The organism is Rhodococcus sp. T2V (genome assembly GCF_029269925.1).
GTDB lineage: Bacteria > Actinomycetota > Actinomycetes > Mycobacteriales > Mycobacteriaceae > Rhodococcus_F > Rhodococcus_F koreensis.
On record NZ_JARJBD010000099.1, the window covers coordinates 14869 to 36981 of the forward strand.

The window sequence follows — 22113 nt, forward strand, 5'->3', positions numbered from 1 at the left end:
CGGGATGTTCCATCGGCCGATGACCGTCGAGGAGTCTGGCCGGCTGGCGGTCGCCCCTCGGGTTCTAGCGGGTGTAGGGACTGGTCGCGGTCGTCGTGACCGGTGGGCCGATCTTGGTGGCGAGCAGACCGAGCGCGATCATCCCGACACCGAGGCCGAAGTGCAGCCAATTGTCGGCGGTGTTGACCGGCACGAAGTTCGCGGCACTGTCCAGGTCGATGACGAGCCCGTAGACCCACAGCGCCAGGTAGACGATGCCGCCCACGATCAGGAACGCCTTCGCCGCACCCGCGGTGCGGGCCGCGGCGATACCGATGACACCGAACAGCAGATGCACAAAGTTGTGCAGGATGGAGACGTTGAAGATCCCGAGCAGTTGCGCGTCGGAATGGTGTCCGGCGAAGGTCAAGGTGTCGTAGCCGGTGGTGATGCCGGGGATGAACCCGAGAACCCCGACGAGCAGGAACACCGCGCCCACGACCAGGGCCGCCCATTGCACCGGGGTGCGCGTCCTCGAACGCGCGACAGACGATCCTGTCATGGCGTGCTCACCTACTTTCCCGTACAAGGTTCGGTGGGACCAAGCATCGCAGTGAACCGGCGCCGATCATTGGTTCCCGTCGATTGCGTGTGCTGCCGTCTCCGGGTACCCCACCACCAGAACCCGAACCCGCCCGCGGGTTTTCGGCGTTGACCCTCACGGGTAGTGTGCCCCCTGTCGACCTCGGTCGACCAGGGAGGGTGGGCGCGCGCACGGCTCCCGGGCCGTGCGACCGCCCAGAAGCGCGCATCTGGGCGGCCGAACCCAGACGAGGACACTGCTTGCTGCCCGCTCCGTGTTGCATGGTCACCGTCATCTCACCGTATGCGCCGCCGAGCGATTCCTGCAGTGTGCGGGCAAGACCGGGTCCGGCCTGTCCGGCGCGACGTCGAACTGGACGTGATCGGTGTGATGGAACATCAGGGCAGCCTCTGTCTTCGATTTCGGGAACGGGCGCTATTCCTGCCCCGAGTATTTGAGAGCGTCCGACCGCACTGGCGCACGCCCGGAAGCCGTCGGAAGTGGACACCTGCTTCGTTTCGAGGCCGTGACCTCCCTTCCATCGGCGGGACCGTCCGGCGGCGGTGAAGATTGTCGTCGGTCGTGGCTGGGTACCTCGGTACAGACGTCGTCGGCGCATCCCGGGACGCGGCGACGGCCAGGCTCCTCCGGTTCAGCCAGTAGCCGGCGGGGCCGCCGCAGTATCGGACCTACTCCCGGCGCGTTCGAGTCGGCGTCCACCGCTTTACCGCACGGGATAACTACAGTCCGATAGAGCGCACCAAAGACGTTGCGTGGAGAGACGGTGGAGGACAGATGCTCAACGTGGTGTTGTTGGTGATCGTGCTCGCAACGAGCCTGGCGGGGGTCTCTGCACTGCACCGTATCGGTCGCCGCGCCATCCCGGACCCGGAGCGGGGTGCACCGCGTGGGTAACTGCGAGGAGCAGGCGGAACGGATCTCGGTTGCCGCACGCGCCCGGCAACTCACCATTGCCACCGCGGAATCGCTGACCGGCGGCCGAATCTCGGCCGTGCTCGGTGCCGCACCATCGTCGTCCGAGTGGTATCGGGGCAGCATCGTCGCCTACGCCAGTTCCGTGAAACACGGTCTGCTGCAGGTCCCGGGCGGTCCGGTGGTCAGCGAACCCAGTGCCCGCGCGATGGCGACCACGGTGGCCGAACTGCTCGACGCGGACCTGGCGGTGGCGGTCACCGGTGTCGGTGGACCGGAGCCGCAGGACGGACAGCCACCGGGCACGGTGTGGTTCGGAATCTTCGCCGGCGGCGACACGCGCACCGAACTACGGCACTTCCCCGGCGAGCCCCGCGAGGTGGTGGAGGAGACCACCGCCCATGCCCTGTGCCTGCTCGACGCCGCGCTCCGTCGGCAGACGCAGGCGCTCAGATGATGTCGATTCGGCCAGCGTGAGGAGCGCCTGATGTTGCTGCGGATCCCGGGGGTGTATCCCCCACAGGACGATACGTGGCTGCTCGCCGGCGCCCTGGCCGAGCACCCTCTGTCTCCGCTGACTCGGGTCCTCGACATCTGCACCGGCACCGGAGCGCTCGCCCTGCGGGCCGCCCAGCTCGGGGCAGGCAGCATCACCGCGGTCGACATCTCCCGCCGCGCCGTGCTGACCGCCCGGCTCAACGCGCGGCTGCACGGGCACACGGTTCGGGTGCTGCAGGGCAACCTCACCGCGCCCGTCCGCGCAGAATACTTCGATCTGGTGACCTCCAACCCGCCCTACGTGCCCGCCCAGGATGACCGACTTCCCGACACCGGCATCGCGCAGGCCTGGGACGCCGGCACCGACGGACGCGCGCTCCTCGACCGGATCTGCGCCCAGGCCCCGGACGTCCTCGCACCCGGGGGAACACTGCTGCTCGCCCAGTCGGCACTGAGCGGGGTCGACAAGACCCACGTCATGCTCGAGGAGCATGGCTTGCAGGTCGACATCGCCGCCCGGCGGGAGATTCCCTTCGGACCCGTCCTGACCGGACGCCGGCACCTGCTCGCAGCCCGCGGAATCATCACCGCCGATCAGCGCACCGAAGAGATCGTGGTGATCCGCGGCCGACAGCACACCTGAACGTGGACGTTTAGTCGACACACATTCTCACGCAGAGAGATTAAAGACAACGGTCACATCCCCGAGCCGGGAGGATACGTCACCATCGAGCACAGCGCGGCCTCACCGAAGCACGCGCGGACAGAACATCCCTTTGGACGCGTTCGGCTACTGGTGCACGCGCGGCTCGGTGGCCTGTCGATATGCTTGATGTTCGGCGATCAATGTCAGTCGGCGTAGACATTCGCGATTGCGGGGATAGACGAGAGTGTCGTGCACCTTTCGTGGTATTCGGTTGAACGGGGGATGGGCGACTATCTCGGACATCTCGAGGTGGCAACCGGTGCCGCGGGGTTCGAGGAGCACTGTCACCTCCGCCTGGCTCGCCGGTAACGCGCGGGCCAGCAACCGCAGTTCCCGTTCCGTGACGGCCGAGAGGACCTCGGTGTTGTCGTTGAGCAGCGCAGGCCACAAGCCGACCGAGTGGTGCAGGCGGCTGCCCACCGCCGGCCAGTCGTCGTCGACGGCCCGCATCCGCGCCGCCCCGACCACCCATACCGGATACATCCATCCGTCGGACAGCACCGACCACACCCGGGCTGCGGACGCCGTGGTGTCGCACTGAGCTCTGATGTCGATCACTCCTTCGGGCAATTGCTACTTTCGCGCGTACCCGCCATCGAGGCGCCGCAACCACCATTCCCGACGATCACCGCACAATGGGCCCAGATCGGCCTCGAACCTGTCGTCACCACTCTGGACCGGGTCCAGCCCCGCAGCTGAGCACCTCGTCCTTGTGCGCCGTCGTGACGTCACGCGGCCCCGCTGCACCGGGTCCGGGTGCCGTCTGGCCGCCTCGAGCCGCTCCCGACCTGACTCGGGGTCGTCGGCCGGGAACATCCCGGCGGTCCGCAGCACCCAGTCCCGGGATTTCGGTAGGTGGGCGGGATCGACCTCGTCGCCGTTCCTGCGGTGTATAGCCAGGGTGAACTGCTGTCCCGGCGGCGCGGATCCGAGACGGGCCACGACCACGTCGGTGATGGCCTGAACGACCCATTCCAGTACCTGCTCGTAGTCCGGGTGTCCGGAGCCGGGATGCGGGTTGCAGGCCATCGCCGACAGCGCATGGGAGAGCTCTTCGCCGTCGTGTGGAGAGGAAGGTGCGCATGCACGTCCCCGGGTTGGGGTACCCGGGAGAGGCGGAGACAGCATGCGCGAGAGGGGAACCGAGTGCGGTTGCGGCACAGCGATCCGACCACGCCGGGCATACGCCGACGTCGGCGCGGCAACGGGTTCTCCTATGAGGTCCCGGGCGGAGACGGCCGCGTTTCGGCCGACGACCGGGCACGCATCGAGGCGCTCGTCATCCCACCGGCGTGGCGGAAGGTGTGGATCAGCCCGTATCCGAACGGTCACATCCAGGCCGTCGGGGTCGACGCCGCCGGTCGACGCCAGTACCTCTATCACGACCAGTGGCGCGACGAGCGCGATGAAGAGAAGTTCGATCGCGTACTCGCGATGGCCGCACGGTTGCCGCAGTGGCGAGAACGGGTCGATCAGGACCTGTGCCGCCGGGGCGGCGGCCGGGCCCGGGTCGAGGCCGTCGCGCTACGCCTGCTCGATCGTGGGGTGCTGCGCATCGGGGGCGAGGCGTACGCCGAGGACCACGGCTCCCGCGGGGTCTCCACCCTGCTGCGCGAACACGTCGACGTCCACCGCGACGAGGTCCGGCTGGACTTCCCCGCCAAGAGCGGCGTGCAGCGCGTCCTCGCCATCGACGACGCGTCCCTCGCGACGGCGATTCGGTCCCTGCTGCGCAGCGACGCCGACACCGACAGGCTGCTGGTGTACCGCACCGACGACGGTTGGGTGGAGGTGCACGCCGAGGACATCAATACCCGCTTCAAGGAAGTTGCGGGCGAGGAGTACACCGCGAAGGATCTGCGTACCTGGCATGCCACCGTCATCGCCGCCGTCGCGTTCGCCGATGCCGGTCCCGTCTCGTCGAAACGGGCGCGTTCCCGCGCCGAGGCCCAGGTGATGCGCGAGGTCGGTGAGGTGTTGGGCAACACCCCTGCCGTTGCCCGGGCGTCGTATGTGGACCCCCGAGTGGTCACCGCGTACGAGTCGGACCGCACCGTCGCATCCGCAGTAGCCCGTGCGCGGCGCTCGCGCTCCGAGGACGCCGAACGGGCGGTCGTCGAACGCGCGGTCATCCGGTTGCTGTCGCGATAACACACGTGCCGTTCGCAGGACCTGGTCGTGCCGTATCGGATTGGCACGGTGTGCACAGTTCCCGGGGCACACGCGCCCGGGACGGGATGCAGGGATGGCTACGCGCCTTCGCGGATCGCGGACTGATCACCTACCATCCGCTCCACCGGCGATGGGTCGAGTCGGCGTGAGCCCGAGATCGCCCGCCCCCCGATCACTCATCCCGTCCGGGCGAAGCTGCCGTCACGCCATCAGCCCGGCAGTGTCTCGCCGCCCAGTGGGGCAAGCACTTCCCCCGAGTAGTAGGAGGACAGCAGACCGGACGCGAAGAACACGTAGGACGGGGCGATCTCGTCGGGCTGCGCGGCCCGCCCGTAGGGGGCCTGCTTCCCGAATTCCGCGACCTTCTCCTCGTCCATGGTCGCCGGAATCAGTGGTGTCCAGACCGGGCCGGGAGCAACACAATTGACGCGAATTCCGCGATCCAGCAGGGTCTGTGCCAACGAGTACGTCAGCGCGGTCACCGCACCCTTGGTCGCGGAATAGTCGATCAGCGACTTGTTCCCGCGCAAGCCGTTGACCGAACCGGTGTTGATGATCGCCGAGCCCGGGCCGAGATGCGGCACCGCCGCCTTCGTTACGTGGAAGTAGCTGTCGATGTTCACCGAAAACGTGCGCCGCCACTGCTCCTCGGACAATTCGAGGAAGTCGTCGACCGGTTCCTGGTAGGCGACATTGTTGACGACGATGTCGAGTCCGCCCAGTTCGGAGACCGTGCGGGCCACCACGTCACGGCAGTGCGCCGGCGAGGCCAGGTCGCCGGCGAAGGTGCGGCAGCGCCGCCCTTGTTTTTCGACCAGTTCGGCCGTGTGCGCCGCGTCGTCGTTCTCCTCGAGGTAGGCGATGGCCACGTCGGCGCCCTCTTTCGCGAACGCCACCGCCACGGCGCGGCCGATCCCCGAGTCGCCGCCGGTGACCAGCGCCCGTTTGTCTTTCAGCAAGTCGTTGCCCCGGTACGCGCGCATCTCGTCCTGTGGTTCTTCCGCCATGTCCGTGGTGCGGCCGGGGTAGTCGATGGTGTGCGGGGTGTGTTCGCTCATGCACCTCTCCGATCAGTGGCACGTCACGGGTCGGGTACCCGGCCCACGACAAGGCGAACCGGCGACCGCACCGCGGGAAGCGGTCCATGCGCGAGCCTCCTGTTTCCCTGTCGGACCACGGGGGTAGACGGCACGGGTGCGGGTGGGACGGGGCCTCGTGCGCTCGCGTCGATCCGAGAGGTACTCGATGACTCTGACCGCCACAGACGCCGCCGGACCCACCGCCTGCCGCGGAGGCCATGTGGTCCGGCTGGTGACCAGCACCGTCCTTACCCACCTCCACCCCGCGCCGATTTCACCCTCACCTCGCGCACCACACCCGATCCGGTCCATCCTCTCGGCGACGTTTGACAACGCCGCCTATCACCTTGTCCGTCCGATGAGCTCACCGGTTCGCTCGGCCGCCGGACGGGATCGGTAGCCGATGCACGCTCTGCGCAAAGTCGTGATCACCGGCGCCAGTGGAAATGTCGGCACCGCGCTTCTCCGTCTCTTCGCGGCGCAGGAACCCGGGACCGCGGTGACCGGGATCGCCCGCCGAACGCCCCCGCGCACCCCTCCCTACGCGCGTGCGCACTGGCACGAGATCGACCTGGCCCGAGACGACGCGCACACCGCGCTCGTTCCGGTGTTCGAGGGTGCCGAGGCCGTGGTCCATCTGGCGATCGCGTTCCAGCCAGCCAGAGACCGCGACTACCTGAGGAGAACAGCGGTCGACGGGACCCGCGCGGTCGCGCGGGCAGCACGCGATGCCCGAGTGGGCCATCTGGTCCACCTCTCGTCGGCGGCGGTGTACTCGCCCGGCGCCTACGGCGTGCCGGTGTCCGAACAGTGGCCCCGTCGAGGCATTCCGCGATCGATCTACAGCGTCGACAAGGTCGCCGAGGAGGACGTCCTCGACGAAATCGAAACCGCAGCTACAGCCGACGGGCAGGCGCCTGTCCTTGTCACTCGGATACGTCCGGGCCTGATCGCCCAGCACGACGAGGCCACCGCGCTGCTGCGGTACGCGGCACCGAGCTATCTGCCACGAACGCTGTCCCGGCGGATACCGGCACTTCCGGTCCTCCCCCTCGATCGCACCCTCTCACTTCCCGTCGTGCACGCCGAGGACGTCGCCGACGCCGTGATCAAAGCCCTCGCCCATCGGGCGCCCGGGCCGTTCAACATTGCCGCCGACGAACCCCTGACCGCGGACCTGCTCCGCGACGCCTTCGACGCCCGCCTCGTGCACGTTCCCGCACCGGCATTGAGCATCATCACTAACCTCGTGTGGACGCTGCATCTTTCACCAGTCCATCGAGGATGGATCGATCTCGCCTACGCCACACCCCTCGTCGAATGCTCCCGAGCCCGCGCCGATCTCGGCTGGCACCCGCGGCACGACACCGAGTCGGTGATCGGCGAACTCGTCGCCGGGATCCGGGAACGCTCGCGCAGCAGCAGCGCTGTCCTTGGCGAACGCTCACCGGCAGCACGGCTGCGGAAACTCCTCACCTCGGGACCGGTGACGAGACGAAAACTGCCGTAACAGCGTGGCGCGACCACACCTCGTGCGAGCCTCGGTCGTGAAATCGACAGCGGTGCACAGACGTGAGGATCTGGCCGGAGCCTTCGATCGGCGTGACCGCAGACGGCTGCGGTGGTGGGGCGCCAGGCTCGGTGACGCCCGGCTGGATCTAAGGACAGCGGACAAGACACCTCGAGAGCGCGGTACGTCCCGGCGGACGACTCTCGACTGGTGGACCACACGGTGTTGCGAGTTCACCCCGCGGCGACTGGGTACCCGGACCGCATGGATCAGTCACACGCACCGATGTTGGAGGCACTGGCCGACTACCACCGCCGTGACCGGTACGGGTTCACCCCGCCCGGGCACCGACAGGGCCGCGGCGCCGACGAACGCGTCACCGACGTGCTCGGAATCGACCCGTTCCGTTCCGATGTGCTCGCCGCCTCCGGTCTGGACGACCGCACCTCGAGTAACCACTACCTCGCCGACGCGGAGAAGTTGATGGCCGAGGCGGTCGGAGCCGATCAGGCCTTCTTCTCCACCTGCGGGAGTTCGCTGTCGGTGAAGGCAGCAATGATGGCCGTCGCCGGAAACCACCCGGGCGGCCTGCTCGTCGGCCGCGATTCGCACAAATCGATCGTCGCCGGGCTGATCTTCAGCGGAGTCACACCGCGGTGGATCACCCCACGGTGGGACGAAGACATGCACTTCTCCCACCCGCCGTCCCCGGAGCAGGTACGCGCCGCCTGGCAGCGACATCCCGATGCCGCCGGTGCCATCGTCGTCAGCCCCAGCCCCTACGGCACCTGCGCCGACATCGCCGCGATCGCCGACGTGTGCCATCAGCGGGGCAAACCCCTGATCATCGACGAGGCATGGGGAGCACACCTGCCCTTCCACGACGACCTGCCGACCTGGGCGATGGACGCCGGTGCCGACGTCTGCGTCGTCAGTGTCCACAAGATGGGCGCCGGATTCGAGCAGGGGTCGGTCTTCCACGTCCAAGGCGATCTCGTCGACGGTGCCCACCTGTCCGCCTGTGCCGATCTGCTCATGACCACCAGCCCGAACGTGATGATCTACACCGCCCTCGACGGGTGGCGTCGACAGATGGTCGAGCACGGCACGGAGCTGCTCAGCTCGGCGTTGTCCCTGGCTCACCGCACCCGCGAGCGCATCGACGACATCGACCGGCTCGATGTTCTCGAGGACCGTCTGCTGGGCAAGGCGGCCTCCCACGACCTGGATCGCCTGCAGATCCTGATCGACGTGAGCGCGACCGGCGCGACGGGGTACCAGTGCGCCGACTGGCTCCGCAGCCACTGCCGGGTGGACGTCGGCATGTCCGACCACCGGCGCATCCTCGCCACCATGTCCATGGCCGACGACGAGCACACCACCGACCGACTGGTTCACGCCCTCACCGAGATGAGTTCCGCCACCGCTTCCTTCGACCCCGCGCCGCACATCGACCTCCCCAGCCCCGAAGAACTGCAGCTCGAGTCCGAGATGGCACCGAGTGATGCGTTCTTCGGGCAGGCGGAGATGATCGCCGCCGACTGCGCTGCCGGACGAATTGCGGCCGAACAGCTCACCCCGTATCCGCCGGGAATTCCGGCCGTCGTGCCCGGCGAGCGACTCGACACCGCCGTCATCGACTACCTACGCAGCGGTCACGCCGCGGGCATGCCCGTGCCCGACGCCACCGATTCGACCCTGAACACGTTGAGGGTCGTCGCGCACAACTGACTGGAGGGGCGCCGGATCACCGACACCGGCCATCGGTGGGCTCCCCGACCGATGACGGCAGCCCACTTCGACAAAGCAGTTGTATTCATGGTCGGCAACCTGCTCCCGGGCGATTCGAAGCCTGGGCGCACAGAGGTTTGTTGTTCGGCGATCCAGGTTTGCCCGCCGTAGCGCGGCCGAAGGACCTGCCGAACCGGTGCCCGGCTGGTAGACCACGGTGGATTCGGGTACCCGATGAGCAGCATCGACTCGAGAAGGCAAAAAAATGCCGCGGTCATCGATCAAGGACGCGAAGGTCTACCAGGAAGTGCGGAAGGACGGCGCGTCCAAAGAGAAGGCGGCGCGGATCGCGAACTCGGCCGCCACTCGTGGCCGGTCCAGCACCGGCCGTAAGGGCGGTAAGTCGTCCTCCTACGAGGACTGGACCGTGGACGAGTTGAAGAAGAAGGCAAAAGAGGTCGGCCTGTCGGGCTATTCCTCGAAGCGAAAGAAGGAACTGATCACGGCGCTCCGCAACCACTGATGCCCGTCACCCGGGCGAATCGAGCTCAGGCCGAATTCATAGCGCACAGATGCGGAGATGATGTCCATGACGGCGGTGCCCGAACCCGGCCGGGAGGCCAGACACAGCGCAGTGGGTGTCCAGCGGGCGAGGGATGGGCGGGAAACGCTGTCATTGGCGGAAGGCATCCTCATCGCTCTACGCCGGTGTGGCCGGGCCGACGCCTTCGACGAGTTGCTGCGAGTCGCGCAGCGTCACCATCTCAGTGTCCTGACCGTTGCCCATGTTCTGGTCGATTTCGCGATCGGCGCCCGTCCCCCGCTGGGATCCCCGGAACGGCATGCCAGCACATCCTCGGCGTTGGCGGAATGGGAAACACGTCTCGATCAGTGGTCAGGGTCTTCCCGGTAGCTGCTTCCGCCGGTTCGTTGTGCGCTCCTCCGAGTCCGTTCCGGGCACGTTAGTCACCGCGGCCCGCGGGTACCCGGATCGGATGACGACCCTGACCGCACTTGCCCTGACGTGTTCGCTCAAACCCTCCCCGGCGCCGTCGAGCAGTGACCTGATCGCCGACCAGGTCCTCACCGAACTGGCCTCCCACGAGGTGACCGGCGACAAGATCCGCCTCGTCGACTACGACATCCGGCCCGGGGTCGAGGCCGACATGGGCGACGGGGATCAGTGGCCGCAGATCCGACGACGCATCCTCGACGCCGACATCCTGCTGATCTCCACCCCGACCTGGCTGGGGCAGATGTCCAGTATCGCCAAACGCGCCCTCGAACGTCTCGACGCCGAACTGTCCGTCACCGACGACCAGGAGCGGCCGATCCTGTTCGACAAGGTGGCGATCGCCGCGGTCGTCGGCAACGAAGACGGGGCACACGCCATCGTCGCCTCCCTGTTCCAGGCCCTGAACGACTGCGGTTTCAGCATTCCCGCTCAGGGCTGCACGTACTGGAACGGCGAGGCGATGACCCCGGGCGACTACAACGACCTCGACACGGTGCCCGAGGCCGTCGCCGCCACCAACGCCACCGCCGCCCGCAACGCCGCCCACCTCGCGCAGGCGTTGCGGACACAGCCCTATCCCACTCCGCACTGAACCACTCCGGATTGAATCCCACAGGCGTCCGGGAGCGCCGAAGTCGTCGATTCCTTCGATGCCGAACGGGGCTCGTCGGTGCTGCACGTCAGCGGGGTGCAGGGATATTCCACTTCCCGCCGACCATGGGGTTGTTTCTATGGAGGTGTCAGGTGGCCAGAGTTTGGGGTGCGAGGACTTTGAGCAGGGTGTTGGACCAGCGCAGTTGCCGCAGGGTCTGCGGGTGGCAGCGCTGGGTGAGGGCGAGCAGGTCCTTGTCTTTGGTGGCCTGGGATCCTTGGGCGAGCAGTTCCCAGTCGAGAGAGACTCCGGCCGTTACCCGGTGCAGGTGGCGCAGATCCATCAGCAGGATCAGGGCCGGTTCGGGGCGCCGGCCGAGCAGTTCGCCGAGTTCTTCCTGGACCGGGGTGGTCAGTGCCTCGGTCGATGGGTCAGGGTTCAGGTCGATTCCGTAGCGGGTGCCGGCGGCGGCGAGCCGGCGAAGATGGTCCTGCGACCAGTCGGCGAGATCGAGTGCCACATGGTGGATTTCGTGGTCTGCCTTGTGGCGGGCCGCCAGCGCGGACAGGGCCAGAGCCAAGGTGTGTTCGGAGCGGTGCACCTGCCGCAGGACCAGATCGAGTTTCATCGTCCCTGCCTCGAAGCGATTTCGGTGACCAGCGCCGCGGGACCGCCGACGGTGGGGGCGACGGCGGGACCGAGGGGAGCCGATGCCGCTGTCGTCGGTGCCGCAGAGGGCCCGGCGCCCGCCCGCATGCGGCTGATGGTGGCGGCGGCGGTCTTGAAGATCGGTTGCTTGGAGGCGGGATCCCAGTCGGTGATCGTCAGTTCGTTCGCCGCCCGAGTGTGGCCGTCCCCCACTGCGGGTTCGGCATCCCAGTAGCCGTAGTGAAACGGAACGAACAGCACACCCGGACGGATTCCGCTGACCCGGGCATGGGCGTGCAGGGACCCGCGTGGGGAGGAGATCGCGAGCAGGTCCCCCTCGGCGATGCCGTGCGCGTGCGCGTCCGCCGTGGAGATCTCGACCCACACCTGCGGTGCCGCGGAATCGAGTTGCGGCGCGCGGGCGGTCTTGGTGCGGGTGTGGAAGTGGTACAGGGTGCGGCCAGTGATCAGTGCGAACGGATAGTCCTCGTTCGGTCTCTCGTGGGCGGGGAGATATTCGGCGGCCTTGATGACGGCCTTGGCGTCCGGGTTCAGGGCCCGATATTCGGTGGGTTCGAGCGGGGACCCGGTGACCAGATCCTTGCCGTAAGACTCGCAGTAGTCCGGGTCGGAGAAGAACCGGCCGTCGGTGTAGAGCCGTTCGGTGCCGTCCGGGTGCTCGGCGGTGCAGGGCCACTGGATTCCGGAGCCGCCGCGCAGGCGGTCGTAGCTCAGACCGGTGTAGTCACACGGCCGCCCGGACGAACATGTCTTCCATGCCTCGAACGCCGATTCCGCGTCCTCCCAGGCGGGCAGCGGGTGGCCGTCCTTGTCGCGAAAGTCCATCCGGCGGGCGTAGTCGAGGAAGATGTCCAGATCGGGGCGCGCGTCGCCGGGCGGGTCGACCGCTTTGTCGGACAGGTGCACGGTGCGGTCGGCATTGGTGAACGTGCCGGTCTTCTCCCCCCACGTGGCCGCGGGGAGGACCACGTCGGCCAATTCGGTTGTCTCGGTGCGGAAAATATCCTGCACGACGAGGAACAACCGGTCCTGGGCCAGGACCGACCGGATCCTGGCCAGTTCGGGCAGCGACACCCCGGGATTGGTGGCGGAGACCCACAGCATCTTCAGGCTGCCCTGCTCGGCGTAGCGGAACATCTGCATCGCGTGCGTGGGCGGGCCGTAGTGCGGGATCTTCTCGGTGTCGATGTTCCACAACTGCGCCAATTCGGCGATGTGCTCGTCATTCGCCCAGTTGCGGAACCCGGCCAGGTCCCCGTCGGCACCGCATTCGCGGGTGTTCTGCGCGGTGGGCTGACCGTTCATCTGCAGCACCCCGCACCCGGGCCGCCCGAGCATCCCACGGATCAGATGCAGATTGTTGACCTGCACGGCGGCCGCGGTGGCCTGATGGGACTGATAGAACCCCTGCAACACGGTCGAGAGCAGGTGATCGGTGGTGCCGAGCAACCTGGCCGCATCCCGCAGGTCGTCGGCAGGAACATCGCAGATCACCGCGACCTTCTCCGCGGTGTAGGGGACGAGTTCCTTCTGTAGTTCGTCGAATCCCACCGTGTGCCGGTCGATCCACTCGTGGTCGACCCAGCCGTTAGCGACGATCTCATGGAGAAGCCCGTTCATCAGGGCAACATTCGTACCCGGCAACGGGGCGAGATGGACCGCGGCGCGATCCGCGACCGGCGTCGGTCGCGGATCGACGCACACGATCGCGGGTGGATTCGGCCCGGCGAGCCGGTCCAGGATCCGCGTCCACAACACGGTCTGGGTTTCGGCGACGTTGTGCCCGAACAACGCGATCACCTCGGCGTGATCGACATCGGTGTAGGAACCGGGTTGACCGTCGCAGCCGAACGACTCCTTCAACGCCTCGCCCGCGGTGGCGGTACACAGCCGGGTGTTGCCGTCGACATGATTCGTGCCGATCGCCCCGTGCGCGATCACCCCGAGGGTGTAGTACTCCTCGAGGAACAGTTGCCCGGAGGTGTAGAACCCGATCGCGCTCGGCCCCTGCTCGGCCAACAGTTCCCGGCTACGGGCCACGACCTGGTTCATGGCGGTGTCCCAGTCGGTTTCCACCAGTTCGCCGTCCCGGCGGATCAACGGTCGGGTGAGCCGCTCCGGTGACCCGTTCGCTTGCCACCCGAACAGATCCTTCGGGTCCAGTCGCCCCTTGTTGACCCGGTCGACGCCGCGGCCGCGGACCCCGACGATCGCACCGTCTTTCACCCCGATGTCGAGGGCATCTCCGTTCGAATGCAGCAGCGACGCCGACTGCACCCACCGGTCCACCGCGTCCGGGTCGACCCCGTCCGCCAGAAATTGGTCCACCCGGGCCGGCCACGACTGTCCTGGCCCGTACGGGGTACGCGTACCCCACGGCTCGGCAATCCGGTCCTGCGCTGTGGTCATCGGCAGCTCACTTCCTGCTGGGGTCGAGCGACTCTTCAACGGATTCTGATCCGTTCTGTCCTGAGCGTCGGTCGCGAGGTCGAGGACGTCGTCACGGTGCCGCACTTGCGGATTCTAGTGATGGTCGGCGCCAGGGGCCGCTGAATCTGGGGGCGGTCGCCGCTTACGGCAGAGCGTGCTGTGACCGTGCCAGCCAGATAGGAACAGCACACCGGTGCCGTTCAGACGGTGACGACAGCTCCGCGCACTGGTCCTACCTCGATGTCTGGATCGGCACCGAACAACTCGCGGTCGCCGACCCCTACCGCGCCCGCCCCGCTGTGCGTGCCGAGGACGGCGGTGTAGACATCTACCGTAGCGAACCGCGTGGACTGGTCCAGCCCCGCGGTTGGGCACGTCGTCCTTGTGCGCGGCCGTGAAATCACGCGGCCAGGTCCGGTGGATCGGGGGCGTCGGCGTCGAGGAGGAAGTCGAGCCAGATCAGGGCGTCGGCGAGCAGTGTGGCCCGCTGCACCGGGTCCGGGTGCCGTCCGGCCGCTTCGAGCCGCTCCCGACGTGCCTCGGGGTCGTCGGCCAGGAACATCCCGGCGGTCCGCAGCACCCAGTCCCGGGATTGCGGTAGGTGGGCGGGGTCTATCTCGTCGCCGTTTCTGCGGTGTATGGCCAGGGCGAACTCCTGTCCCGGCGGCGCGGGCCCGAGGCGGGCCACGACGACGTCGGTGATGGCCTGGATGGCCCATTCCAGCACCTGTTCGTAGTCCGGGTATCCGGAGCCGGGATGCGGGTTGAAGGCCATCGCCGACAGCGCATGCGAGAGTGTGGCCGTGTCGCGGTCCGCGACCAGCGCCACCAATCGTCCACCGATGACTGCTGCGTCGACCGGCTGCTCCGATTCCGATGCCATGAGTATCGAGTGCCCCGACGCGCCGACATGCACACCGCGGGCTGTGGGCCCAGGGGCGGCGTCGCCCTGCATCGCGAAAGCCCCGCCCACCGGGGGGCATGGCGAGGGGTCGGTTCATGGTCGATCGCGCGCACGGCGACCTCGTCGAGCGGGACGTGGTCGAGCATCGCCGGGTCACGCAGGTGCGCAGCGCAGGGCGGGAACGCTACCGGGTGGTGACCGAGCATGGCGATCTCACCTCCGGCCGGGTGGTGCTCGCCACCGGAATCCCGATCCTCGACCGGGGCGGATTCTTCGCGCGGCTGGTCCCCGAACGCTCCGCCGGCACCCTCACCGGTGATCGGCGTTTGGCGAGGCGACCACCGGCACCTCCCACATCACCGACATGCACATCCGGCGAACCGGAGCAGTACCAGTCGACGTCCGATCCGCCCTCACCCCAACGCGGCGGTAGTACTCGGTGATCCTCGTCTTCAGGACCTGCTCACCGTCGGGCCGCTCCACCCATTCCTGGGTCCTCCGGAACGGCAGCTGCCAGGCGCCGAGCTGTTCGGCGAATCTTCGGCCAAGCCGGCACACCCACGGATTCACTACTGGCACGTAGGGGTAACCGAACCCCGTGAGCAGCAGCAACGGACGCGGACTGCGCGTAGTGGTGATCGGTGCTACCGGAAACGTCGGGACCAGTGTGGTGTCCGCGCTCGGTGCCACCCCGCAGGTGCAGACCGTGGTGGGTCTGGCCCGTCGGCACACCGACTGGACGAGCCCGAAGACCACGTTCGTCACCGCCGACGTGGCGACCGATGACGTGCGTACCCTCGTCCGCGGCGCGGACGCTGTCGTCCATCTTGCGTGGCTGTTCCAGCCCACCCGCAACCCCGCCGTGACGTGGGACAACAACGTGCTCGGCACGATCCGGGTCTGCGATGCCGTTGCGGCCGAAGGCGTCTCCACCCTGGTGTACGCGTCGTCCGTCGCTGCGTACTCCCCGGGCCCGACCGATCGGAGGGTCACCGAGAACTGGCCGACACACGGGTGGCCCGGCGCCGCATACCCCCGGGAGAAGGCCTACCTCGAACGCTGGCTCGACGCGTACGACGCCCGCAACCCCGGACTTCGGGTGGTCCGGATGCGGCCCGGGTTCATCTTCAAACGCGAGTCCGCGACCTCCCAGCGCCGGCTGTTCGCCGGTCCGTTCGTTCCCGGGATACTGGCCCGGCCCGCATTCGTGCCCGGCGTACCGCTACCGGACGACCTGCGGGTGCAGATTCTGCACACCGACGACGTCGCCGCCGCATACGTGCAGGCGGTCCTGCGGCCGGTACACGGGGCGTTCAACCTGGCGACCGAACCACCCGTCGATCGGCAATTCCTGTCGGAGGTGTTCGGCGCCCGCCCGATCACAGTGCCTGCAAGTGCCCTCCGCGCGACCGTCGCCGCCGCCTGGCACGCCCGGCTGATCCCGGCCACCCCAGGCCTTGTCGACACCGTCCTGCATCTGCCGCTGATGGATTCCGCCCGCGCCCGGACCGAACTCGACTGGATTCCCGCGCGCACTCCGCGCGAGACCCTCACCGAATTCCTCGACGGACTGCGGGCCGGCAGCGGCCTGCCCACCCCGCCCCTGGCGGCCGACACCCCCCGACGCCGGTGCCGTGAACTCGCCACCGGCGTCGGGCGAACACCCTGACCACGGTGAACACCGGTACGAAACCCATCCGTCCCTGTCCTGGAAGGAGCAGCGTGTGATTCGGGTTGCCTCGGTACCGGCCTCCCATGTGTACGTTCGGCATCTCACCGATCCGGACGGCGGCGACGCGGTGGTGCGGTTACCGGACCCGGTGCCCGCCGACCGCCGGAAAGTGCCCGGCGGCTGGTGGCCACCGCTGATGCTCGATCCCATCTGGATACGCGCGCACCATCGCGAATTCGACGTATTCCACATCCATTTCGGTTTCGACGCCATCGAGCCCGCGACGATGAAGGACATCGTCCACGAGCTGTCGGCCCGCCGGATCCCGCTGGTGTACACCCTTCACGATCTCCGTAACCCGCACCACCTGGACCCGGAACCACACTGGAAGGTACTCGACGTCCTCGTGCCCGCGGCGGACCAGGTCATCACCCTCACCCCCGGCGCGGCCGCGGTGATCCACCGGAACTGGAACCGGCACGCGCTGATCCTGCCGCACCCGCACGTCGTCGAACGCCCCCTGATCGAACAGGACCGGCCGGCACTGGGCGAGTTCGTCGTGGGCGTGCACGTGAAGAGCCTGCGCGCCAGCATGGATCCGTTCCCCGTCCTCGACGCCCTGGTGCCGGTGCTGTCCGGGCTCCCGGGCGCCCGCCTGCAGATCGACGTGCACGACGAGATCTTCGACCCCGAAAACTACTGGTACGCACCCGAGGCCGGTGCCCGACTCCGACGGTACGGAGAGTCGGACGTCGTCGACCTCCGTGTCCATCCCTACTTCACCGACGACGCGTTGTGGGACTATCTTTCGCATCTGTCGGTGTCGGTGCTGCCGTACCGGTTCGGCACCCACTCGGGATGGCTCGAGGCGTGCCACGATCTGGGTACCGCGGTCGTGGCACCGAGTTGCGGGTTCTACGGCGAGCAGCAGGTGGTGGAGGTGTTCTCGTTCGACGAGACCCGGTTCGACGCCGATTCCCTCGTTCGATGCGTCCGCCGCCTGTACTCGGCGGAATCCGGGCGCGCGAGCTGGCCGGAACGTGCCGCGGAGCGCCGCAGACTGGCTCGCGCCCACCGGAACCTGTACGAGAGGGCGCTGTCGTGACCCGGCGCCCGCTGCGGATCGCGCTCCTCGCGTCGAGTTCCTACCCGATACGGCAGCCCTTCCCGGGCGGACTCGAAGCCCACGTCTGGAGTCTGGCCCGCACGCTCGGTTCCGACGGCCACCGGGTGACCCTGTTCGCCGGACCCGGATCCGATCCCGGACTCGGATGCGAGCACCTTCGGGTACGCACCCTCGACCTCAGTCCCACGGCACGCTCCGACACCTCCATGCCGTCCCTGCAGTTCATGCACGCACACCACGCCTATCTGCAGCTGATGCTCGACCTCGCCACCCCCCTCGCCGACGACTTCGACGTCATCCACAACCACAGCCTGCACTATCTTCCGGTTGCCATGGCGGCGACCCTTCCGACTCCCCTCGTGTCCACCCTGCACACCCCGCCGACCCCCTGGCTCGAATCCGCCATCGCCGCCAGCGCACGCCTGCCGCGTTTCGTCGCCGTCAGCCGGCACACCGCAGCAGCCTGGGCGCACCTGGTGCCCGACATCGACGTCATCCCGAACGGCGTCGATCTGCACCGATGGCCGCAAGGCCACGGCGGGGATCACGTGATCTGGTTCGGCCGACTGGTTCCGGAGAAGGGACCGCACCTGGCGATCGAGGCCGCCCGCCGGGCCGGGCTGCCGATCGTGCTCGCCGGACCGATCAGCGACACCACCTACTTTCAGACCATGATCGCCCCGTCGCTCGGCGGCATGGTCACCTACCTGGGGCATCTGAGCCAACCCGATCTCGCCGCAGCCATCGGCGCCGCCGGTGCCGCCGTCGTCACCCCGGTATGGGACGAACCCTACGGACTCGTCGTCGCCGAGGCACTGGCCTGCGGCACCCCGGTGGCCGCGTTCGCCCGCGGCGGAATCCCCGAGATCGTCGACACCCGCTGCGGACGGCTGGTCCCCGGCGGCGACGTGGCCGCGCTCGCCGCCGCCCTTTCCGAGACGATGGGGCTCTCCCGCACCGCCGCGCGTACCCGCGCCCGAACCCACTGCGCCGAACGCCCCATGGTCGACGCCTACACCAGCCTCTACCGCAGCCTCGCCGCCCCCGCCGACCCCCCGGACCTGCTCCCCCGGGAGGAGACCGCGTGATCGGCTACTACATTCACCACCACGGCCGCGGTCATCGCACCCGGGCCGCGAGCATCGCCGCCCACCTGCACGGTGCGGTGACGGCGCTCTCGTCCGTGCCCGTGCCGGCAGGCCCACCGTTCGCCGCGTCGATGCTGCTCGACCGGGATGATCGCGACGGCGCCCCCGAGGACCCGACCGCCCACGGCGTGCTGCACTGGGCACCGGCCCACGACACCGGGCTGCGGACCCGGATGACCCAGATCGCGACCTGGGTGGCCGCCACCCGGCCGAGCGTGATGATCGTGGACGTCTCGGTGGAGATCACCGTCTTCGTGCGGCTCCTCGGCGTCCCGGTCGTCGTGATCGCCCAGCCGGGCGAGCGGACCGACACCGCGCACCGACTCGCCTACCAGATGGCCGATCACATCGTGGCCGCCTGGCCCCAGGAGGTGTACACCCCGGACTGGCTGCGCCCGTTCGCGACCAAGACCACCTTCGTCGGCGGCATCAGCCGCTTCGACGGCCGCGCCCGCCCCATCCCGGCCCCGGCCCGCGAGCCCCGGGTTCTCGTGCTCGGCGGTGCGGGCGGATCCACCCTGTCGGTCGCGGACGTCCGCGCATGCGCGGACCGGTACCCGCGCTACCGGTGGCGGGCGCTGGGGCTGCCCGGCGCTGCGTGGGTGGACGACCCGTGGCCCGCCCTGGGTGACTGCGACGTCGTCGTGACGCACGCGGGCCAGAACGCGATCGCCGACCTTGCGGTCGCCCGGTGCCCGGCGATCGTCATCGCCCAGCAGCGACCGTTCGATGAACAGGTGGCCACCGCCGCCGCGCTCGGCGCGGGCGATCTAGCGGTGACCGTGCCCGCCTGGCCCGCGATGCACGAGTGGCCGGCCCTGATCGAACAGGCCCGGCGACTCGGCGGCGACCAATGGATCCGGTGGCAGACCACGGGAGCGGCGCGACGGGCCGCGGCGGTGATCGACCGTCTCGCCGACCGCCCCGCGGCGCGTCTGCCACCCACTCCGGACAGCGGCCTCCCGGGGCCTGTCGGGATCGACCGATGAGAGTCGCCGTCGTCACCGTCGCCGCGCACCGCGACGCCCATCTGCGTAATCATCTACTAGCACTGGCGCGCAGCGAGCGGACACCGGACGACCACGTCGTGGTGGCCATCGGGGACCCAGGAACCGTGGACGTGGTCGGCACGACACCACGCGCCCGTCCGATCCTGCTGCCACACGACAACGGCCCCCTGCCGCTGGCCGCGGCCCGCAACACCGGCGCCGAGGCCGCCGTCGACGCAGGCGCCGACCTGCTGATCTTTCTCGATGTCGACTGTCTCGCCGACCCGACCCTCCTCGACCGCTACCTGGCGGCCGCGCGGACACACCCCACGTCACTGCTGTGCGGCCCGGTGACCTACCTACCCGCCGCCGGACCGTCGGGATACGACCTGCGCGACCTGCGCCGACTACGACACCCGCATCCTGCCCGCCCCGATCCTCCGGCCGGAACCGTGCGCGCGGGAACCGACTACGACCTGTTCTGGTCGTTGTCCTTCGCTCTCACGGCAACAACCTGGTCCCGGATCGGCGGATTCTGCACCGACTACACCGGATACGGCGGCGAAGACACCGATTTCGCGCAGACCGCGGCCAAACGAGGGATCGGACTGCGCTGGGTCGGCGGCGCCGACGCCTACCACCAGCATCACCCGGTATCCGATCCCCCAGTGGAACATCTGCGCGACATCATCGCCAACGCCACGGTATTTCATCGCCGCTGGGGCCGGTGGCCCATGATCGGCTGGCTCGAAGCGTTCGCCGCGCAAGGACTGATCACGTACGACGAAACCCAGCAGCGGTGGGTGTGACCCACAGTCGTCACCGGTGCGGCACCGGAGATCGCCCCCACGATCCGGGGGTCTCGCCGGCGGCAGCGGCCGGCGGGGTGGAACCGGGGGCGTTCCGGTACGTCACAGTGCGCCCCCCTGCGCGCATCCACTCGAAAAGGGGGAGCGTGCCACGAGCGGCATCGACGACCACGTCCCTCGCAGCGCACCCGAAGCCACCGCCCGGGGGGTGCATCCGGTAACGGGGACACCCGAGTTCAGTGCCTGAACAGGCGCCTGAATTTCTCGGCAGCCTTCTTCGCCTTCGCTCTTCTCCGATCGGCCTTCCCGATCCGCTGCAACTGGTCGTCGCCGGTGGCGCGGCCGAGCTTCGCCCGTGACGTCCCCACCGCATGCTGTGTGGCGTTTTTGGCTCTCTCGACGATTCCCATCGCCCACTCCTTCGTAGTCGGCGCGCATACCCGAACCCGCATGCCGGCCCGCTACATCCGAGATTGCCCGACGCTCATCCCCTCAAACACCTCACGAGCCCCGCAATCGCCGGTCAGAATGCCAGGTCAACGCCTGCGCGGCCTCTACGGCACCGTCGACGACGGTGCACCTGTCCGACCTCCGACAACGATCCCTCGGGAACCACCCGTCAGCGAGTACGTCTCGTCCACGCACCCGTCCCTCGGGTGCTGTCCGTGTGCCCGCAGTCCTGGCGCCGGTGGGCCCTTCGGTGTGGAACCGCGCCGTTCGGGTACGCGAAAGCCATGAGCACAATCACCGAAGCAGTAGACGTCGACGTCCCGATCCGCGCCGCATACGACCAATGGACCCAATTCGAAACCTTCCCGCAGTTCATGGAGGGCGTGAAGGAGATCCGGCAACTCGACAACACCCACACCCACTGGGTCCTCGACATCGCCGGGCAGACCCGGGAGTTCGACGCCACCATCACCGAGCAGCACCCGGACGAACGTGTCGCCTGGAAATCCGATGTCGGCCCGGACCATGCCGGAGTAATCACCTTCCACCGCCTCGACGACACCCACACCCGGGTCACCGCGCAACTGGACATCGACCCGGACGGATTCGTCGAGAACGTCGCCGACAAGACCGGCGTCCTGAGTCACCGCGTCAAGGCCGACATGAAGCAGTTCAAGAAGTTCATCGAAGAACGCGGCACCGAGACCGGCGGCTGGCGCGGCGACATCGACCACCCCGCCCCCTGACCGGCACCAACCCGCACACACCAGGCGATTCGGGGGCCCAGCCGGTTCGAACGCGCCGCAGCTACCCGCCCGAAAGGTGGTCAGCGTGGGTCGTGCGCGCGATCCCGTGCGCTGCCGCAGGCTGGAATCACGATGATGCACACGGATCGACGATGCCCGGGGAGAACAAGGCACACATCCTAGCCGCCCACTGGGCGTGTCCCAGTACACGGTTGACGCGGATCGTCGCCACCGCTGGCGTCACGCCGAGCCGAACTCTTCACGGTCGTTTCCACCCACCGGCATCGCCACCATGGTGATCATCGTCGTATTCGTGACGATCGCGATCCTGCTCGTCCTCAACATCGTGGGCGTCTTCGATTGAGTTCCCCG

General features: G+C 68.3%; 22 protein-coding genes and 2 pseudogenes. 15 read left to right on the forward strand and 9 right to left on the reverse strand.

Features of this window, described 5'->3' with window-relative positions:
* Positions 1-64: 64 nt before the first annotated feature.
* A complete protein-coding gene (locus P3H15_RS44505; RefSeq protein ID WP_276143139.1) occupies positions 65-541 on the reverse strand; it encodes a DUF4383 domain-containing protein in 477 nt (158 codons plus the stop codon).
* A 295-nt stretch (positions 542-836) separates the two neighbouring features.
* Positions 837-961 (reverse strand): annotated as a pseudogene (locus P3H15_RS55605) (manganese catalase family protein); the annotation flags it as partial.
* Between the two features lie 508 nt (positions 962-1469).
* Between P3H15_RS55605 and P3H15_RS44510 the strand changes: the two are divergent.
* On the forward strand, positions 1470-1952 hold the full coding sequence (locus P3H15_RS44510) for a CinA family protein (protein ID WP_276143140.1): 483 nt from the start codon (positions 1470-1472) through the stop codon (positions 1950-1952).
* Positions 1953-1982: 30 nt separating this feature from the next.
* Positions 1983-2636: a HemK2/MTQ2 family protein methyltransferase gene (locus tag P3H15_RS44515; RefSeq protein WP_276143141.1), complete on the forward strand. Its 654-nt coding sequence runs from the start codon at positions 1983-1985 to the stop codon at positions 2634-2636.
* Positions 2637-2783: 147 nt separating this feature from the next.
* On the opposite strand, the gene P3H15_RS44520 is transcribed toward P3H15_RS44515, so the two are convergent.
* Entirely contained in the window at positions 2784-3254 is a 471-nt protein-coding gene (locus P3H15_RS44520) for an SRPBCC family protein (protein ID WP_276143163.1), read from the reverse strand.
* Positions 3255-3272: 18 nt separating this feature from the next.
* Entirely contained in the window at positions 3273-3728 is a 456-nt protein-coding gene (locus P3H15_RS44525; RefSeq protein ID WP_276143142.1) for a hypothetical protein, read from the reverse strand.
* A 117-nt stretch (positions 3729-3845) separates the two neighbouring features.
* Here P3H15_RS44525 and P3H15_RS44530 point away from each other — a divergent pair, with 117 nt between their 5' ends.
* On the forward strand, positions 3846-4850 hold the full coding sequence (locus P3H15_RS44530) for a DNA topoisomerase IB (RefSeq protein WP_276143143.1): 1005 nt from the start codon (positions 3846-3848) through the stop codon (positions 4848-4850).
* A gap of 230 nt (positions 4851-5080) precedes the next feature.
* On the opposite strand, the gene P3H15_RS44535 is transcribed toward P3H15_RS44530, so the two are convergent.
* On the reverse strand, positions 5081-5929 hold the full coding sequence (locus tag P3H15_RS44535; protein WP_276143144.1) for an SDR family oxidoreductase: 849 nt from the start codon (positions 5927-5929) through the stop codon (positions 5081-5083).
* Positions 5930-6353: 424 nt separating this feature from the next.
* Here P3H15_RS44535 and P3H15_RS44540 point away from each other — a divergent pair, with 424 nt between their 5' ends.
* The 5 genes from P3H15_RS44540 (at position 6354) to P3H15_RS44560 (ending at position 10798) form a co-directional block, all read left to right on the forward strand.
* Positions 6354-7460, forward strand: a complete 1107-nt coding sequence (locus tag P3H15_RS44540) for an NAD-dependent epimerase/dehydratase family protein (RefSeq protein ID WP_276143145.1) — start codon at positions 6354-6356, stop codon at positions 7458-7460.
* A gap of 264 nt (positions 7461-7724) precedes the next feature.
* Positions 7725-9191: an aminotransferase class I/II-fold pyridoxal phosphate-dependent enzyme gene (locus P3H15_RS44545; protein ID WP_276143147.1), complete on the forward strand. Its 1467-nt coding sequence runs from the start codon at positions 7725-7727 to the stop codon at positions 9189-9191.
* A gap of 265 nt (positions 9192-9456) precedes the next feature.
* Positions 9457-9714 (forward strand): Rho termination factor N-terminal domain-containing protein, encoded by a 258-nt coding sequence (locus P3H15_RS44550; RefSeq protein WP_276143148.1) that lies wholly within the window; start codon positions 9457-9459, stop codon positions 9712-9714.
* Between the two features lie 66 nt (positions 9715-9780).
* Entirely contained in the window at positions 9781-10104 is a 324-nt protein-coding gene (locus P3H15_RS44555; RefSeq protein ID WP_276143164.1) for an ANTAR domain-containing protein, read from the forward strand.
* A gap of 82 nt (positions 10105-10186) precedes the next feature.
* Positions 10187-10798 carry a flavodoxin family protein gene (locus P3H15_RS44560; RefSeq protein WP_276143149.1) on the forward strand — a complete coding sequence of 204 codons (612 nt, stop codon included), beginning with the start codon at positions 10187-10189 and terminating at the stop codon, positions 10796-10798.
* Positions 10799-10946: 148 nt separating this feature from the next.
* On the opposite strand, the gene P3H15_RS44565 is transcribed toward P3H15_RS44560, so the two are convergent.
* The 3 genes from P3H15_RS44565 to P3H15_RS44575 form a co-directional block, all read right to left on the reverse strand.
* Positions 10947-11426 carry a hypothetical protein gene (locus tag P3H15_RS44565; RefSeq protein WP_276143150.1) on the reverse strand — a complete coding sequence of 160 codons (480 nt, stop codon included), beginning with the start codon at positions 11424-11426 and terminating at the stop codon, positions 10947-10949.
* Positions 11423-13876 carry a molybdopterin oxidoreductase family protein gene (locus tag P3H15_RS44570; protein WP_276143151.1) on the reverse strand — a complete coding sequence of 818 codons (2454 nt, stop codon included), beginning with the start codon at positions 13874-13876 and terminating at the stop codon, positions 11423-11425. Before P3H15_RS44570 ends, P3H15_RS44565 begins: the two co-directional genes overlap by 4 nt.
* 421 nt (positions 13877-14297) lie before the next feature.
* Positions 14298-14780, reverse strand: coding sequence for a hypothetical protein (locus tag P3H15_RS44575; protein ID WP_276143152.1), 483 nt, complete (start codon positions 14778-14780; stop codon positions 14298-14300).
* A 152-nt stretch (positions 14781-14932) separates the two neighbouring features.
* Here P3H15_RS44575 and P3H15_RS44580 point away from each other — a divergent pair.
* The 6 genes and pseudogenes from P3H15_RS44580 to P3H15_RS44605 all read left to right on the forward strand — a co-directional run.
* Positions 14933-15100, forward strand: a pseudogene (locus tag P3H15_RS44580) (FAD-dependent oxidoreductase); the annotation flags it as partial.
* A 299-nt stretch (positions 15101-15399) separates the two neighbouring features.
* Positions 15400-16470, forward strand: a complete 1071-nt coding sequence (locus tag P3H15_RS44585) for an NAD-dependent epimerase/dehydratase family protein (protein ID WP_276143153.1) — start codon at positions 15400-15402, stop codon at positions 16468-16470.
* A 55-nt stretch (positions 16471-16525) separates the two neighbouring features.
* Positions 16526-17578, forward strand: coding sequence for a glycosyltransferase (locus P3H15_RS44590; RefSeq protein ID WP_276143154.1), 1053 nt, complete (start codon positions 16526-16528; stop codon positions 17576-17578).
* Complete coding sequence (locus P3H15_RS44595) at positions 17575-18687, forward strand: glycosyltransferase (RefSeq protein ID WP_276143155.1); 1113 nt, start codon at positions 17575-17577, stop codon at positions 18685-18687. Before P3H15_RS44590 ends, P3H15_RS44595 begins: the two co-directional genes overlap by 4 nt.
* Positions 18684-19736 (forward strand): glycosyltransferase, encoded by a 1053-nt coding sequence (locus P3H15_RS44600; RefSeq protein WP_276143156.1) that lies wholly within the window; start codon positions 18684-18686, stop codon positions 19734-19736. The genes P3H15_RS44595 and P3H15_RS44600 overlap by 4 nt, the downstream gene beginning before the upstream one ends.
* A complete protein-coding gene (locus P3H15_RS44605) occupies positions 19733-20545 on the forward strand; it encodes a glycosyltransferase family 2 protein (protein ID WP_276143157.1) in 813 nt (270 codons plus the stop codon). The genes P3H15_RS44600 and P3H15_RS44605 overlap by 4 nt, the downstream gene beginning before the upstream one ends.
* A 236-nt stretch (positions 20546-20781) precedes the next feature.
* Here P3H15_RS44605 and P3H15_RS44610 read toward each other — a convergent pair whose 3' ends face one another.
* Positions 20782-20955 (reverse strand): hypothetical protein, encoded by a 174-nt coding sequence (locus tag P3H15_RS44610; RefSeq protein ID WP_276143158.1) that lies wholly within the window; start codon positions 20953-20955, stop codon positions 20782-20784.
* A 324-nt stretch (positions 20956-21279) separates the two neighbouring features.
* Between P3H15_RS44610 and P3H15_RS44615 the strand changes: the two genes are divergently transcribed.
* Complete coding sequence (locus P3H15_RS44615) at positions 21280-21741, forward strand: SRPBCC family protein (protein ID WP_276143159.1); 462 nt, start codon at positions 21280-21282, stop codon at positions 21739-21741.
* The last annotated feature ends 372 nt before the right edge of the window (positions 21742-22113 follow it).

Excerpts from the sequence above, each read along its gene's own strand:
- P3H15_RS44505 (WP_276143139.1), bottom strand. The coding sequence starts at position 541 with ATGACAGGATCGTCTGTCGCGCGTTCGAGGACGCGCACCCCGGTGCAA.
- P3H15_RS44515 (WP_276143141.1), top strand. The coding sequence starts at position 1,983 with ATGTTGCTGCGGATCCCGGGGGTGTATCCCCCACAGGACGATACGTGG.
- P3H15_RS44525 (WP_276143142.1), bottom strand. The coding sequence starts at position 3,728 with ATGGCCTGCAACCCGCATCCCGGCTCCGGACACCCGGACTACGAGCAG.
- P3H15_RS44535 (WP_276143144.1), bottom strand. The coding sequence starts at position 5,929 with ATGAGCGAACACACCCCGCACACCATCGACTACCCCGGCCGCACCACG.
- P3H15_RS44540 (WP_276143145.1), top strand. The coding sequence starts at position 6,354 with ATGCACGCTCTGCGCAAAGTCGTGATCACCGGCGCCAGTGGAAATGTC.
- P3H15_RS44545 (WP_276143147.1), top strand. The coding sequence starts at position 7,725 with ATGGATCAGTCACACGCACCGATGTTGGAGGCACTGGCCGACTACCAC.
- P3H15_RS44550 (WP_276143148.1), top strand. The coding sequence starts at position 9,457 with ATGCCGCGGTCATCGATCAAGGACGCGAAGGTCTACCAGGAAGTGCGG.
- P3H15_RS44555 (WP_276143164.1), top strand. The coding sequence starts at position 9,781 with ATGACGGCGGTGCCCGAACCCGGCCGGGAGGCCAGACACAGCGCAGTG.
- P3H15_RS44560 (WP_276143149.1), top strand. The coding sequence starts at position 10,187 with ATGACGACCCTGACCGCACTTGCCCTGACGTGTTCGCTCAAACCCTCC.
- P3H15_RS44565 (WP_276143150.1), bottom strand. The coding sequence starts at position 11,426 with ATGAAACTCGATCTGGTCCTGCGGCAGGTGCACCGCTCCGAACACACC.
- P3H15_RS44570 (WP_276143151.1), bottom strand. The coding sequence starts at position 13,876 with ATGACCACAGCGCAGGACCGGATTGCCGAGCCGTGGGGTACGCGTACC.
- P3H15_RS44575 (WP_276143152.1), bottom strand. The coding sequence starts at position 14,780 with ATGGCATCGGAATCGGAGCAGCCGGTCGACGCAGCAGTCATCGGTGGA.
- P3H15_RS44605 (WP_276143157.1), top strand. The coding sequence starts at position 19,733 with ATGAGAGTCGCCGTCGTCACCGTCGCCGCGCACCGCGACGCCCATCTG.
- P3H15_RS44610 (WP_276143158.1), bottom strand. The coding sequence starts at position 20,955 with ATGGGAATCGTCGAGAGAGCCAAAAACGCCACACAGCATGCGGTGGGG.
- P3H15_RS44615 (WP_276143159.1), top strand. The coding sequence starts at position 21,280 with ATGAGCACAATCACCGAAGCAGTAGACGTCGACGTCCCGATCCGCGCC.